The 14,189-nt window shown below is 66.0% G+C and carries 10 protein-coding genes; 5 read left to right on the top strand and 5 right to left on the bottom strand.

Annotation, left to right across the window (positions count from 1 at the left end):
- Positions 1–35: 35 nt before the first annotated feature.
- The 4 genes from IHE49_RS00625 to IHE49_RS00610 form a co-directional block, all read right to left on the bottom strand.
- Positions 36–566 carry a tetratricopeptide repeat protein gene (locus IHE49_RS00625; protein WP_192153952.1) on the bottom strand — a complete coding sequence of 177 codons (531 nt, stop codon included), beginning with the start codon at positions 564–566 and terminating at the stop codon, positions 36–38.
- A 1-nt stretch (position 567) separates the two neighbouring features.
- Entirely contained in the window at positions 568–2,907 is a 2,340-nt protein-coding gene (mrcB, locus tag IHE49_RS00620) for a penicillin-binding protein 1B (RefSeq protein ID WP_225578091.1), read from the bottom strand.
- A 327-nt stretch (positions 2,908–3,234) separates the two neighbouring features.
- On the bottom strand, positions 3,235–5,862 hold the full coding sequence (locus IHE49_RS00615; RefSeq protein WP_192153948.1) for a glycosyltransferase family 2 protein: 2,628 nt from the start codon (positions 5,860–5,862) through the stop codon (positions 3,235–3,237).
- Positions 5,863–5,967: 105 nt separating this feature from the next.
- A complete protein-coding gene (locus IHE49_RS00610) occupies positions 5,968–7,458 on the bottom strand; it encodes an alpha-L-fucosidase (protein ID WP_192153946.1) in 1,491 nt (496 codons plus the stop codon).
- A 122-nt stretch (positions 7,459–7,580) separates the two neighbouring features.
- Here IHE49_RS00610 and IHE49_RS00605 point away from each other — a divergent pair, with 122 nt between their 5' ends.
- The 5 genes from IHE49_RS00605 (at position 7,581) to IHE49_RS00585 (ending at position 13,383) form a co-directional block, all read left to right on the top strand.
- Positions 7,581–7,964, top strand: coding sequence for a GntR family transcriptional regulator (locus IHE49_RS00605; protein ID WP_192153944.1), 384 nt, complete (start codon positions 7,581–7,583; stop codon positions 7,962–7,964).
- A 1-nt stretch (position 7,965) separates the two neighbouring features.
- Positions 7,966–8,184: a hypothetical protein gene (locus IHE49_RS00600; RefSeq protein WP_192153942.1), complete on the top strand. Its 219-nt coding sequence runs from the start codon at positions 7,966–7,968 to the stop codon at positions 8,182–8,184.
- The gene (locus tag IHE49_RS00595; protein ID WP_192153940.1) at positions 8,181–9,074 is read left to right on the top strand and encodes an ABC transporter ATP-binding protein; all 894 of its coding nucleotides are present in this window, start codon (positions 8,181–8,183) and stop codon (positions 9,072–9,074) included. The genes IHE49_RS00600 and IHE49_RS00595 overlap by 4 nt, the downstream gene beginning before the upstream one ends.
- A gap of 59 nt (positions 9,075–9,133) precedes the next feature.
- Positions 9,134–10,630, top strand: coding sequence for a hypothetical protein (locus tag IHE49_RS00590; protein WP_192153938.1), 1,497 nt, complete (start codon positions 9,134–9,136; stop codon positions 10,628–10,630).
- A gap of 86 nt (positions 10,631–10,716) precedes the next feature.
- Complete coding sequence (locus IHE49_RS00585) at positions 10,717–13,383, top strand: pitrilysin family protein (protein WP_192153936.1); 2,667 nt, start codon at positions 10,717–10,719, stop codon at positions 13,381–13,383.
- A gap of 93 nt (positions 13,384–13,476) precedes the next feature.
- Here IHE49_RS00585 and IHE49_RS00580 read toward each other — a convergent pair whose 3' ends face one another.
- Entirely contained in the window at positions 13,477–13,944 is a 468-nt protein-coding gene (locus tag IHE49_RS00580; protein WP_192153934.1) for a Dps family protein, read from the bottom strand.
- Positions 13,945–14,189 lie beyond the last annotated feature (245 nt).

Here is a 14,189-nt window from a genome sequence, read left to right as displayed (position 1 = left end):
GGTCTTGAACGGACCCTAAGAGCCTGCCCGATAGATCAGAACCGATTGACGCCTTGCACATGGCACTTCGGCAACCACTTTTCCGCAGTGTCGAAGCCTGTGTCGTCGCCGGCTTCCTTGCGCAGTTGCGCGATGGTTTCCCAGTTGCGCGCGCACAGCGGACCGAACTTGGGACCCACCGTCCACGAATGCTGCGCGAGCTTCTGCGCCATGTCGTAGTCGTGCTGGTATATCGCCACTTCGGCGCGGTCCTGCAGCAGATCGGGCGAATTCGGGCTTTGCTTGATCGCCTGGTCGAGCGTGGCTGCGGCCGTATCGTAATGACCGGCCTGCACGCTGGCCTCGGCGGCCTGTTGCCACGCGGAAATGCCCGGGTCGGCCAAGGGCTGCACCGCGATCACGGATTGTTCGCGGTCGCCCGCGGCGCGGATGGCCGCGACCATGCTCGCAGGCGAGACCGCGGGATGCCTGGGTGCCTCGACCGGCGCTTCCGTGGCACAGGACGCCAGCAGGACCGCGGCCAACGGCAAGCACCACGCACGCGTGGATCGAAGAACAGTGGCCATATCAGTTTCCGTTGGGGAGGGGTTGGACGGCCGCAGGCGGCGCGGCTGGGCTGGGCGGAGCGGCACTCGACGATGAACCTGCCGGGCCGGTACCGCCGAACAGACTTTGCCAGAAGCCGCAACCTTCGACATCGCCAGGCAATGAACCGGCCACCACCGGCACCTGCTTCGCGCCCGTACACTGCGGCTCGGTGGGCTTGCCGTCGGCGGGGTTGATCCACGCCATCTGCAGGCCATCGCCGAGCGTGACCGGCAGTGGCCGGGTAGGCAGCTTGGCGAACAGGTTGCGCCACACCGGCAGCGCACCGGTGGCGCCGAACAGGTGGGCAGGCTTGTTGTCGTCGCGGCCCAGCCAGAACACCGCGAGATGGTCGCCGGTGAAGCCTGCGAACCAGCTGTCGCGCAAGTCGTTGCTGGTACCGGTCTTGCCGGCGACGTGCAGCGAGGCCAGGCTGGAATCGCCCAGCGAGTGCGCGGTGCCGTACAGCGCCACCTGCTGCATCGCCCAGGTGACAAGTCGCACTGCCGGCTGGTATTCGCCCGCGCCCGCCTTCACCTCGTAGCGCTTGATGGTGTTGCCGTTGCCGTCCACCACGCCGCGCACGGCGAGCAGCGGCAGCGCATGACCGTCGGAGGCGATGTACTCGTACATCTGCGCCACCTGCAGCGGCGAGAGATCCAGCGCGCCGATCAGCAGCGAAGGGCCGGAGTTGACGTTCTCCAGGCCGAAGGATTGCAGGAACCCGCGGATACGCGGCAACCCCACCGCGAGCCCGAGGCGGATGCTCGCGAGGTTCCACGACTGCGCCAGCGCCTCCACCATCGGCACCATGCCGTGGCTCTGGTTGTCGTCGTTGTGCGGCTCCCACAATGTGCCGTTCTGCATGCGCATGCTGATCGGGCTGTCGTCCAGCGCCGTGGCAAGATTCCAGCGCGAGGGATCGGTGAGCGCGACGAGGTAGACGAAGGGCTTGATGGTGGAACCGATCGGCCGCTGCGAATCCAGCGCGCGGTTGAAGCCCTGGTCGCCGGCGAACTTGCTGCCCACGATGGCCAGCACGCTGCCGTCGTGGGCGTCGGTGACGACGCCGGCCGCCTGGATCGGATCGGCACGCTTGCCCAGGCTCTTCATCGTCGCATCCACCGCCTGCTCGCTGTAGAGCTGCGCGGCCGGGTCCAGCGTGGTGAAGATCGACAGGTTGCCTGCGCGCAGCGTGTCCTCGTCGAAGTCGCTGGTGATCTGCTGGCGCACCAGCTGCATGAAGGCGGGGAAACGGTTGTGCGGCAACTGGCCGTCCTGGATCACGCCCAGCGGCGTGGCCTGCGCGGCCTTGGCCTGGTCGGCCGTGAGCAGTCCGGTGTCGACGAACTCCTGCAGCACCAGGTTGCGCCGCGTCAGCGCGCGGTCAGGGTAACGGCGCGGGTCGTAATAGCTCGGCCCCTTCACCAGGCCCACCAGCATGGCGATCTCCTGCGGGCGCAGGTCGCGCAATTGACGGCCGTAGTAGAACTCCGCCGCCGCCGCGAAGCCGTGTACCGCCTGGCCGCCCTGCTGGCCAAGGAAGACCTCGTTGACGTAGGCCTCGAGGATGCGGTCCTTGCTGTAGTGCATCTCCAGCAGCATCGACATCAGCGCCTCGTTGATCTTGCGCTTGAAGGTCTGCTGGCGCGAAAGGAACAGATTGCGTACCAGTTGCTGGGTCAGCGTGGAGGCGCCCTGCACGGTATGGCCGGCGCGCAGGTTGGCGAACATGGCGCGCAGGATCGCGCTGAAGTCGATGCCGATGTTGTGCTTGAAGTCGCGGTCCTCGACCGCCTGCAGGCCTCCCACCAGCAATGGCGGCAAATCGGCGAGATGCACGATGCGCCTGTCTACCTGGTCGGCGCCATACACCGTGGCGATGCGCGCCGGGTCGAGGTGGGTGAGGTCGATGGCCTTGCCGTTGCCCAGGTCGCGCACCGACGCGATGACGCCCTTGCCCAGCAGCACCTCGATGCGCTTGGGCAGCTCGCCGCCTTCCGGCCCCGCATAGCCGCGGGAGGAAATCGTGTAGTGCGAACCCTTCATCGCCCAGCTGCCCGCCACCTGGCCGGCAATGTCCTGGGTGTAGCCGGCGAAGGTGAGCTCGAGCTGCAGCGTCTCCGCCGTCATCGGCTCGCCCGCCACCAGCGGCAGCGGTCGCGCGAACACGCGCGTGGGCACGGCGAACACCAGGTCGTTGAAGCGCTCCTGCACGCGCTTGTTCAACACCAGCGTGTACGGCAGCACGAAGCCGACGAACAGGCCGAGACAGACCCAGAAAGGAATGCGCAACCAGGGCCAGCAGGCTTGGAAGATCAAGCGGAGGCGATTCAGCAACGCAGGAGATCCAGGGGACGGAGGCTTGGATGATAGGGCCTGCCGCCCGGCGCGGATATGAACGGGGCGGGCGCTTTTGGGGACAATACCGCGGTCAGGGGCCGCTTCTTTGGCTCGTCATTCCTGCGAAAGCAGGACAGCGCGCAGAACGCCCAGAGGGCGGCCCCGCAGGGGCGAGCGCAGCGAGTCACAGTGTCTTTGGCTTTCAAACGACAAAGTCACTGGACCCCAGCTTTCGCTGGGGCGACGGAAATTTCCGAGGCTTCCAAAAGCACCCTGCCTGATTTGCTGATATTGCCTGCGGCAATATCAGCCAGCCTTGTCGCCTGCCTTGTGCGCAATCCACGCGCCGACCACGGCCGAAACGTAGGGAATCGACTGCGCGGTGAGGATGAACATCCACAAGGTGCCTTCGATGTAGCGGGTACCGTAGCCGTGCGCCATGCCGATCACGCACAGCGCCAGCGCCACCGCCATCAGCATTTCCTCGCGCACCGGCGCAAAGGCGGCGAAGCTGCTGCCGCCCATGCGCCGGCTCTTGGCGGTCACCACGAACGAGGTCTTCTCGCGGGTGAGACCGTGCAGGATGCCGCGTGCGATGGCATGCGAAAGGCTCATGCTGGCCAGCGAGGCCATCAGCGTGTCGTACCAGCCGCAGGGTACGCGGGCGCGGTACAGCACGACGCCGAAGATCGCCTTGGCGAAGAAGAAGCCGATCACCGGGACCAGGAACAGCTGCATGGGCAGGCTGAAGTACTGCGGAAGCGCCACCATGCCCGCGGTCCAGAACAGCGCCATCAGGGTGAAGATCAGGTGCAGCGCGTCGGCGAACCAGCTGAACCAGCCGGTGAGGAAGTGGAAGCGCTGGCCGCTGGAAAGCGGCCCCTTCCTGACCATCCAGTTCCAGCGGCCCTTGAGGATCTGCATCGCGCCGAAGGCCCAGCGGTAGCGCTGGCTCTTGTACGCCTTGAAGTCGGCGGGCGTGAGGCCCTTGCCCATCAGCTCGTCCACGTACACCAGCTCGTAGCCGGCGTGCATCAGGCGCAGGCCGAGTTCCGCGTCCTCGCAGATCGTCCACTCCGACCATCCGCCGGTGCCTTCCAGCGCGGTACGGCGCACCATGGTCATGGTGCCGTGCTGGATGATGGCGTTGCGCTCGTTGCGGTGGTGCATGCCGATGCGGAAGAAGCCGTCGAACTCCCACGCGGTCATGCGGCGGAAACGGTTGTGCTCGAAGTCGCGGTGCGCCTGCGGGCACTGCACCACCGCCACCTTGGGGTCATGGAAGTAACCGGTGAGCGTGGCCAGCCAGTCGTGGCGCACCACGTAGTCGGCGTCGATCACCGCCACCACGTCGGCCTCGGGCGAGGTTTCCTTCAAACCGAAGTTCAGCGCGCCGGCCTTGAAGCCCGGCCACGGTTCCAGGTGGAAGAAACGGAAGCGCTTGCCCAGCTTCTCGCAGTATTCCTTCACCGGACCCCACACCGCCGGGTCCTTGGTGTTGTTGTCGATCACCAGGACTTCGTAGTTCTCGTAATCCAGCTCGGCCAGCGAGTCCAGCGTGACGATCACCATGTCCGGCGGCTCGTTGTAGCAGGCCAGGTGGATCGATACGAAGGGCTGCTTCTCGGGCGTGTCCGGCCGCAACATGCCGGCGTGGCGCACCCACCCGCGCCGCCACAGCACCTCGGTGAACTCGAAGCCGTTGATCAGCAGGATGGCGAGGATGGCGATCTGCGCCGGGAACAGCAACACCAGCATCGTCCAGTCCACCCAACTCAGGTAGAACTGCAGCGGCAGCGTCGCCGACCACACGACCAGTCCGCAAGCCAGCTGGATCAGCGCGCAGAAGAAGAAGCGCCCCATCAGTTTGAAGCGCGCATAGCGCCGCGCGAACCACACCATCGGCCACAGCGCCAGCAGGCTCGCCACCAGGGCCTTCCACGGCCACGCGGTGTCCTCGGTCACCGGGCCGGTGAACGGGAACTTCGGCTGGCGGTCGGCGCTGAACATGCCCCAGTAGGCGCCGGTGCGCCCTTCGCCCAAGCCTTCCTTCCACGGCTGGTCGAAGGCCTCCATCACGTAGTACTCGATGTGGTCGCGCTTGGCCACATTGAACCACTGACGCAGGAAGATCGCCTCGTTCGACACCGAGGGATAGGCATACTTGACGCGGTCGCCGTTGGAGGGCCAGCCGATCTCGCCGATCACGATGTGCTTGTCGGGGAACATCTTGCGCAGTGTTTCGTAACTGCCCAGCGTCGCGGCGAGCGCCGGGAAGCGATCCAGCCCATTGCCGTTGCCGGTCAGCGGAATGCCGTTCCAGTACGAGAACAGTTGCACGGTGATGAAATCCACGTGCTGCGCCAGTTCGGGGTACTTCTCCCAGATGTAGTCCGGCTCGGCGGTGGACACCGGCTGATGCAGCGCAGCACGCACGCGGTCCAGGTAGGCCATCAACTGCTCGGGCGGGACGTTGTTGCGGAACAGCACCTCGTTGCCCACCAGCACGCGGTTGATGGTGCCGGGGTAGCGTCGCGCCTGCGCGATCAGCGCATTGATCTCGGCATCGTTGTTGTCCAGCCGCGTGTCGATCCACGCACCGGCCAGCACCTTCAGTCCCTCGCGCTCCGCCAGCCGCGGCACCTGCGGAGCTTGCAGCATCGAGTAAATGCGGATGTTCGGACTGTACTGGCGCACCAGCTTGAGATCGCTCTCGATCTGCTCATCGCTGGGGAACTTGTCGTGCAACGGGTCCTGGTAGCGCTGGTACGGCTCGAAGGCGAAACCGCTGATGGGGCCGTGCCAGTCCTCGGGGCCATGCGGCCGGTTGCCCGCCCACCACAGACCGATGTTGAGCGCGGCCACCACCAGGGCCAGCAGAATGGCAACAAGCAGCGAAGGACGGCGGTGGAGATTGGAAGGACTGGCGCTCAAGAAAATCCCCGTGGGCGCCACTCCGGGCGCGGACCTAACCCTGTGAGCTTAACCAATGCGTGCCGGCTGCCTCAATAAATGGCGGCCACGGCGGTCAGCGCAAGCTCAGGCCTGTACCGCCGAGATGCGCAGCGTCCATGCCAGCGAGCCTGCCAGTTGCCGGCGCACCGCCGGCGGCAAGATGACCTCGACGCCATCGCTTCCCTGCTTCCACGTCAGCTCGCCATCCGCGCCCAGCACTTGCAGACGCGCGCCCTGTGCAGGTTGCAGCGAGCGCAGCGTGATGTTCGCCGGTGGCTCGTGCTCGCCTTCGTCGGCCAGCCAGATCGCATTGACGCCGCCGTCCTTGCCCTGGGTGAAGCGGAACTGGCCTTCGCCGTAGGGAGCGATGGCCCGGCTGCCGTGGATGGCGGAGCCGTTGACCTGCATCCATGAACCGATGGCCTTCAGCCGGTCCAATGCTTCCGCCGGCAGCTGGCCGTCGGGCTGCGGGCCGACGCCCAGCAGCAGATTGCCGCCCTTGGCGACGATGCCGACCAGGGTATGCACCAGTTCGCGCGGCGATTTGTACTTGTCGTGCGGACTCCACGACCAGGAGCCGCCTGCCGTCATGCAGGTCTCCCACGGGTACGGCAGCGGCTTGTCCGGCACCGTCTGCTCGGGTGTGCGGTAATTCTCGTAAGGCCCGCTGACGTCGCGGTCGACCAGCACGATGCCCGGCTGGTTGCGCCGCGCGATGGTGGCCAGCCCCGGCATGTCGATGTCCTGCGACCACCGCACGTCCATGCTGTAGGCCTTGGCGTCGGGATGACTGTTCGCGTTTACCCAGCCGGCATCCAGCCACATCAGGTCGATGCGGCCGTACTGCGTGGTGAGTTCGTTGATCTGCGCGTGGGTGAAATCGACGAAGCGCTTCCACAGCTGCGGGTACTTGCCCACGTCGTAATTGTTGTTGCGCGTCGGCGTGGCCCAGAGCGGCGACCAGTAGTCCGGGTGGTGCCAGTCGGCCTTGGAGAAATACGCGCCGATGCCGAAGCCGCGTTGGCGGAACGCATCGAACACGGCCTTGGCGATGTTGGCGCGCGGGCTGGCGTGGTACGGCACATCGGGCGCGGTGACGCGGTAATCGGTCTGCGCGGTGTCGAACATGCAGAAACCGTCGTGGTGCTTGGTGGTGAACACCAGGTAGCGCATGCCGGCGGAGTGCGCGGCCTCCGCCCATCTCGCCGGATCGAACTTCGCCGGATTGAACTGCGTGCGCAGTTGCTCGTAGCGCTGCTTCCACTCCACGTAGCCGATGCCGCCGGGACGCTTGATCCAGTCCTCCGAGCACAGCGTCCATGACTCCACGATGCCGAGCACGCTGTAGATGCCCCAATGCAGGATGAGGCCAAACTTCCAGTCCGACCACTGCGCCAGTTTTTCCTTCACCAGCGGATCGGTGACCGGCACGTAATCGTCGCCTGTGGGCCTGGCATGTTCCTGCTGCGCGACCTGTGCCCCGGCCTTGGCCTGGTCATGGCCGAAACCCTCGCCGAGCGGCGACAGCAGGGCCAGCGCTCCAACACCTTGCAACATGCGGCGGCGGGTGACCATGGGCGACTCCTCGTTACGGTGACGGCAAAGGCCCAAGTCTTGCACAGGCGTCGCGCCGACAGCAGCGCCCTGCCACAGGTCATGCTTGACATCGAATCATGTGTATCGTTGTATTAATACACATGGATGCCTCACTGCTCACCATTCAACCGAACGCCCCCGAGCCGATCTATCGGCAGATCGTGGAGCAGTTGCGCCGGCTGATCGCCAGCGGCCAGCTCGCCACGGGCGACCTGCTGCCTTCCGTGCGCGAGGTGGCCGGCTTCCACGCCATCAACCCGATGACCGTATCGCGGGCCTACGGCCTCGCCGAGACCGAGGGGCTGCTCGAACGCCTGCGCGGCAAGGGCATGGCGGTGGCCGCCACGCGCCGCGCCACCCAAAGCGAGAACCAGCGCCTTGCCTTGCTGGAACCACAGCTGCAGGAACTCGCCCGCCACGCACGCGAACTGGAACTGCCGGTCGAGCCGGTGTTGCGTCGGCTGAACAAATTGCTCGGGGACTGAGATGCTGGCCACGCTCGCCATCGCCGCGCTGGTGCTCTACCTGCTGGTCGCCGAACCGTTGCCGGGAGGCCGCGGCCATCGCCGCCTGCTCGCCTGGCTGTACTGGTCCACCGACAGCCTGCTGCCGATGCAGCTGCACGTGCTGATCGACCGGCGCGCTGCCTTCGTGCACGCACCGGTTCCATCCAACCAACGATCGTCTGCGAGGGAAAGGGCATGAACGCCGTACCGAAGGAAATCGCACAGGCCGTCGCACCGCTTGCCGCGCACGGCCTCACACACAGCTACGAGGGCAGCAGCGTGCTGCGCGGCGTGGATCTCGCGCTGGAACCCGGCAGCGTGCTGGGCCTGATCGGGCGCAACGGCGCGGGCAAGTCCACGCTGATCCGCGCGATGCTGGGCCTGCTGCAGCCGTTGTCCGGCAGCGCCTTCGTATTTGGCGAACCGGCACTGCAGCTTGGCGACGACGCCAAGGCGCGCCTCGCCTATGTGCCGCAACAGCCCGAGGCGCTGGCGTGGCTCACCGCACAACAGATGCTGGATTACGTCGGCCGGTTCTATCCGCGCTGGGACGAGGGATTCGCGCACAGGACGCTGGAACGCTGGAAGCTCCAGCCGAACAAGCTGCTGGGCAAGCTCTCGCCCGGCGAACGCCAGCGCGTGGACCTGATCCGCGCACTGGCCTCGCAGCCGGAACTGCTGGTGCTGGACGAGCCCGCCGCCGCGCTCGATCCGGTGGCTCGCCGCGAACTGCTGCGCGAAGTGGCGCTGCGCGCAGGCGAAAGTGGCACCACCGTACTGTTCTCCACACACATTGTTTCCGACCTGGAGCGTGTGGCCTCGGAAATCGCTTTCCTGCACGAAGGGCGCCTGCTCTTGCGCTGCGGCGTGGACGAAACCAAGGAGCGCTACGCCCGCCTGTGGCTGCCCGCCGCGAAGAGCGCCGCCGCGCCCGCGCAGACCTTGAGCCGTCGCCGCCACGACGACGGCAGCCTCAGCCTGGTGGTGGAGCGCGATGCGCAAGGCCGCTGGCCCGAAGCCGCCGACCTGCCCGGCGCACGCATCGATGCGCTGGGTCTGGAAGACCTGTTCGTGGAGATTGCGGAGTGAATTCCGACGCCGCCATCAACGTCGTTCGCATCGAACGCAAAATGCGTGGGAGGCAGCACATGCCACTGATAGACATCTTGATGGTGCCCTGGCGCTCGGCCAGTCGCGCATTGCGCTGGCTGTCGCTGGCCATCGTGATTGCCTGCGCGCTGTGCGCGGCCGCGATCGGCTTGCATATGCGCTTTTCCGATCGCTGGTGGCTAGGCAGCTGCCTGATCTACTGCGTCGGCGCGGGTTACGCGTGGGCATTCTGGCTCTCGACGTCGCTGCTGCTGGCCATCGACGCCCGCAAACTGCGATTGCCCGGCATGCAGCGCGCCGTGCATGCCAGCGTGCTGCTTTACGGCTCTCTCATGATAGGCCTGCCCACACTCGTGATTGGTGCGCCAAGTGCGCACGCGTGGCAGGTCCTGCTGCTGGCGACACTGGCGGTGACCGGAGGCCTTGCCTTCGTGTTGCTGCCGCGCTGGTGTGCGATGGTGGTCGGCTTCCTGCCCGCACTGGGCACGAGCGCACGCTATTTCTTCCAGTTGCCATCGCTGTCCGACCCGCGCTGGCTGGACTGGGGCGCGCTGGCGCTGGCCGTGCTGCTGATCGTGGACGTGCTGCGCTGGCGCCAACTGCTGCACGGCGATACCGACAACGAACTGGGCTTCGGCAGCGCGATGGTGCTGCAGTTCCGTCGACAGGGCACGCTGAACAACTGGAACGGTCTGCAACAGCTCGACAGCGGGCAGATGATCCGCCAGCGTCCGGACTGGATGCAGCCGCGCGCAGATCTGCGCCGCACCGGGCCGCAATCCACCGTGCGCTCACTGCGCGTGGCGCTGGGCGGCTGGTATATGCCCAAAACGATGGCCGGCCATCTGCGCGCATCGGCGCCGGTGCTGCTGCCTGTCCTGCTGATGGTTCCGGTGATGGCGCTGATGTTTGCCGGAAATCATCGCGCCGATGCCCCGAACATCGCCTTGATCGGTTTCGGCGCCGGCCTGGTGTGGTGCGTACTGTTCGGAGGCCTGATGCTTGCCGCCATGGCCACGGTGCTGATACGCCAGCGCTGGCAGCGCACCAATGCCGAACTGCCGCTGCTGGCCTTGCTGCCGGGACTGGGCGATGGGCAATACCTGCGACACAGCTTGCTGCGCGCAGCACTCACCATTCCACTCCTGACGCAACTCCTGCTGTCGGCGATCCTGTTGATCGCTGCACTGGCGGCCGCGCGCTTCATGCATCTGGACAGACTCACCCTGCTGCTGATTGCACTGCCCCAGTTCGCCGCCGCCGGCACGATGGTCGTGCAGGTGCTGTGCACGCTGGGCGGCCGCAAACTGCCGACCTGGATCGAATGGCTGGTCTACGTTCCGCTCTTCGTGTTGTTTTTCCTCAGCATCTTCGTCCCGGCCACCGCGATGGGCAAACATCCCTGGCAGGGCGCCGACCTCACCCAATCCTTGCTGCTTGCCGCCTGGGCGGTGATGGCGATGGTGCTGGCATGGATCGGCCGCCGTGGCTGGCAGGGCCTGCTGGCGCGACCGCATCCGTTCATGTCGAATTGACCACTATCCGCGATATTCGCTCCGCTCATTGCCGCACCGGGACGCGAGGCCCGCGTCCGCCTTCTCGAACGACACCAGGAAGCACGATGAAGAAACAAGCCCTGCGACTGGCCGCCGCCATCGGCCTTGCTCTCGCCTCCGCCAGTGCGACGGCCGCGACCGGCGACTCCGACGTCACCCGCGCCACCCTGGACAACGGCCTGCGCGTGGTGATCGTGCGCGACACGCTGGCACCGGTGATCACCACGGAGATGAACTATCTCGCCGGCTCCGACGAGGTACCGGATGGCTTCCCCGGCACCGCGCACGCGGTGGAACACATGATGTTCCGCGGCAGCCCCGGTCTCAGCAAGGACCAGCTTGCGGCGATCGCGGCGAACATGGGCGGCGCATTCAATGCGGACACCACGCAGAGCGTGACGCAGTATTACTTCGTGGCGCCGTCGCAGGACCTCGACGTGGCGCTGCACGTGCAGAGCCTGCGCATGCGCGGCGTGGACATGGACGCGAAGGAATGGGACAAGGAACGCGGCGCGATCTCGCAGGAAGTCTCGCGCGACCTCTCCAGCCCCGACTTCAAGTTCTACACCCAGCTGCTGGGGCAGATGTTCTCCGGGACGCCCTACGCGCACACGCCGCTGGGCACGCGCGACTCGTTCGACAAGACCACGGCGGCGATGCTGAAGAACTTCCACGACACCTGGTACGCGCCGAACAACGCCATCCTGGTGATCGCGGGCGATGTCGACCCCGTCGCCACGCTGGCCAAGGTGAAGCAGGAGTTCGGCGACATCGCGCGCAAGACGCTGCCCGCGCGCCCCGCGTTCGACTTCCGGCCGGTAACCGCCAAAACCGTGCAATTGCCCACCGATGCGCCTTACGGCTCGGTATACCTGGGTTATCGCCTGCCCGGCCTCACCGCGAAGGACCACGCCACCGCGATGGTGCTGAGCGGCGCACTGGGTTCGCAGCGCGCTGCGCTCGCCGGCATGCGCTTCGACGGCACCGCGCTGTTCGGCGGCTTCTTCGACCAGTCCATGCCGCAGGCAGGCGTGGGCATGGCCGTGGGCATCTTCCCCAAGGGCGGCAACCCGCAGCCCGTCCTCGCGAAGATGCAGTCCATCCTCGCCGAAGCGGCGGCCAAGGGCATCGACCCCGCGCTGGTGGAGGCGGCCAAGCGCAAGGCCATCGCTGCGCTGGAGTTCAAGAAGAACTCGGTGGACGGGCTTGCTAATGCATGGTCGAGCGCGCTGGCCTTCGAGGATGCCGAATCACCGGACGCCATCAAGGCCGCCATCGAGGCGGTGACGCCCGACGCGGTGAACGCACTGGCCAGGCAGACCTTCGACCCCGCGCACGCGATAACCGCCATCCTCACGCCGGAAAGCTCGGGCAAGCCGGTGGCCGGCAAGGGCTTTGGCGGCGCGGAAAGTTTCGCCTCCACACCCGACAAGCCCGTGCAACTGCCGGCGTGGGCGGAGCAGGCCTTCGCCAAGCTGGAAGTGCCGAAGTCTTCGTTGAAGCCGGTGTCGTACACCATGCCGAACGGCCTCAGGCTGATCGTGCAGCCGGAAACCATCAGCGACACCGTGGAACTTTTCGGCAGCATCAAGACCAACCAGGACCTGCAATCGGCCAAGGGCGACGAGGGCGTGGCCGACGTGCTGGAGGATCTCTTCCCGTTCGGCACCGAGCACCTGAACCGCCTGCAGTTCCAGGAGGCGCTGGACGCGATCAGTGCACACGTGAGCGCGGGATATGATTTCTCGCTATCCGTGCCGTCTGCGCACTTCGCCGAAGGCGTGAAGCTGCTGGCCGACAATGAACTGCACCCTGCGCTGCCCGCGCAGGCCTTTCCGGTGGTGCAGCAGCAGACGGCGGGCGTGCTCGCCGGCCAGTTGCAGTCGCCGGACTTCCTGCTGCAGCTGGGCCTGGACAAGGCTCTGTTGCCGGCGAATGATCCACAGCTGCGCTATCCCACGCCGCAAAACGTGATGGCGCTGACCCTGGACAAGGTGAAGCAGTACTACGCGCAGACCTTCCGCCCCGACCTCGCCACCATCGTGATCGTGGGCAAGGTCGATCCCGCGCAAGCGAAGCAGGTGATCGAGCAGGCCTTCGGCGACTGGAAGGCCGCAGGCGCCAGGCCCGACACCGACTACGCCGCCGTGCCTGCGAACCAGCCCGGCAAGCTGCACGTGCCCGACACCAGCGCGGTGCAGGACAGCGTCGACATGGCGCAGACCATCGCCGTCACCTACGACGACCCCGCGCGCTTCGCCATCAACCTCGGCAACCAGGTGCTGGGCGGCGGCTTCTACGCCTCGCGGCTCACCCGGGACCTGCGCGAGAAACACGGCCTGGTCTACACCGTGGGCGTGGGCCTGGACACCGACAAGCACCGCAGCACCTACAAGGTGTCTTTCGGCTGCGACCCCGACAAGGTCGGCGCGGCCAGCGGGCTGGTGGTGCAGGATCTCAAGCAGATGCAGCAGCAGCCAGTGACCGACACCGAGCTCATGCAGGCCAAGGGCATCCTGCTGCGCCGCATTCCGCTGGGCGAATCCAGCTTCGGCGGCATCGGCAGCCAGTTGCTAACGCTTTCGCAGCAGGGCAAGCCGCTGGATGCGATGACCATCGCGGGCCAGCACTACCTCGAACTCACCGCGCCGGAAGTGCAAAAGGCCTTCGCCAAGTATGTGCGTCCGGATGGCCTGGTCACTGCGGTGAAGGGGCCGGCACCGAAGAATTGATCGCCCGGCTGCAGGAGTGCACCCTGTGCGCGATTGCCTTGTGCTCCGATCGAAGTGCAAAGGCATTCGCACGCAGGGTGCGCTCCTACAGGTTTACTTGAGCAGCGAGCGCAACATCCACGCGGTCTTTTCGTGCGCCTTCAGGCGACCGGTGAGCATGTCGGCGCTGCCTTCGTCGCCGGCCTTGTCGGCCACCTTGATCGCGGCGCGCGCGGTGTTCGCCACGATCTCGTGGCCTTCGACCAGCTGGTTCACCATCTGCTTCCACTCCGGCACGCCGGATTCTTCCTTGATCGAGCTGAGCTTGGCGAACTGGCTGTAGGAGCCGGGGGCGAACACATCCAGCGTGCGGATGCGCTCGGCGATTTCGTCGGCGGCCAGCCACAGTTCGTTGTACTGCGCCTCGAACATCGCGTGCAGGCTGTTGAACTGCGGACCGGTGACATTCCAGTGGAAGCTGTGGGTCTTGAGGTAAAGCGAATAGGTATCGGCCAACAGCTTGGACAACTGCTTGGCGATCGCTTCGCGACTCTTCTTCGCGATGCCGATGTTCGAGGCCATGGTGTTCTCCCTTGCGATGAGTGATGGAAGCACGGTAGCGGTGCGCCGACCGCGTTGGAAATGAATCCTTGCAATGCGGTCGATAGCAGGAGCCTATCGAGCGTTACGTAAGGAGTTCGTCATTCCGGCGCGGGCTGGAATCCGGCGATGTCGGCGCGTGTCCGAGCCTCACCACCATTGGATGATTCGCTGTGCTCACCTCTACGCGGCCGCCCTGTGGGCGTTCTGCGCGCCACGCGCTTGTC

Origin of the sequence: Rhodanobacter sp. 7MK24 (genome assembly GCF_014842995.1) — a bacterium.
Lineage (GTDB): Bacteria > Pseudomonadota > Gammaproteobacteria > Xanthomonadales > Rhodanobacteraceae > Rhodanobacter_A.
Note: the sequence above shows the minus strand (reverse complement) of the source record. Positions and strands in the feature narration are given on the sequence as shown.

What these genes read in the sequence shown, in the direction of transcription:
- IHE49_RS00595 (WP_192153940.1), top strand. Translation starts at nt 8,181, where the DNA reads ATGAACGCCGTACCGAAGGAAATCGCACAGGCCGTCGCACCGCTTGCC.
- IHE49_RS00605 (WP_192153944.1), top strand. Translation starts at nt 7,581, where the DNA reads ATGGATGCCTCACTGCTCACCATTCAACCGAACGCCCCCGAGCCGATC.
- IHE49_RS00600 (WP_192153942.1), top strand. Translation starts at nt 7,966, where the DNA reads ATGCTGGCCACGCTCGCCATCGCCGCGCTGGTGCTCTACCTGCTGGTC.
- IHE49_RS00585 (WP_192153936.1), top strand. Translation starts at nt 10,717, where the DNA reads ATGAAGAAACAAGCCCTGCGACTGGCCGCCGCCATCGGCCTTGCTCTC.
- IHE49_RS00610 (WP_192153946.1), bottom strand. Translation starts at nt 7,458, where the DNA reads ATGGTCACCCGCCGCCGCATGTTGCAAGGTGTTGGAGCGCTGGCCCTG.
- IHE49_RS00580 (WP_192153934.1), bottom strand. Translation starts at nt 13,944, where the DNA reads ATGGCCTCGAACATCGGCATCGCGAAGAAGAGTCGCGAAGCGATCGCC.
- IHE49_RS00590 (WP_192153938.1), top strand. Translation starts at nt 9,134, where the DNA reads ATGCCACTGATAGACATCTTGATGGTGCCCTGGCGCTCGGCCAGTCGC.
- IHE49_RS00625 (WP_192153952.1), bottom strand. Translation starts at nt 566, where the DNA reads ATGGCCACTGTTCTTCGATCCACGCGTGCGTGGTGCTTGCCGTTGGCC.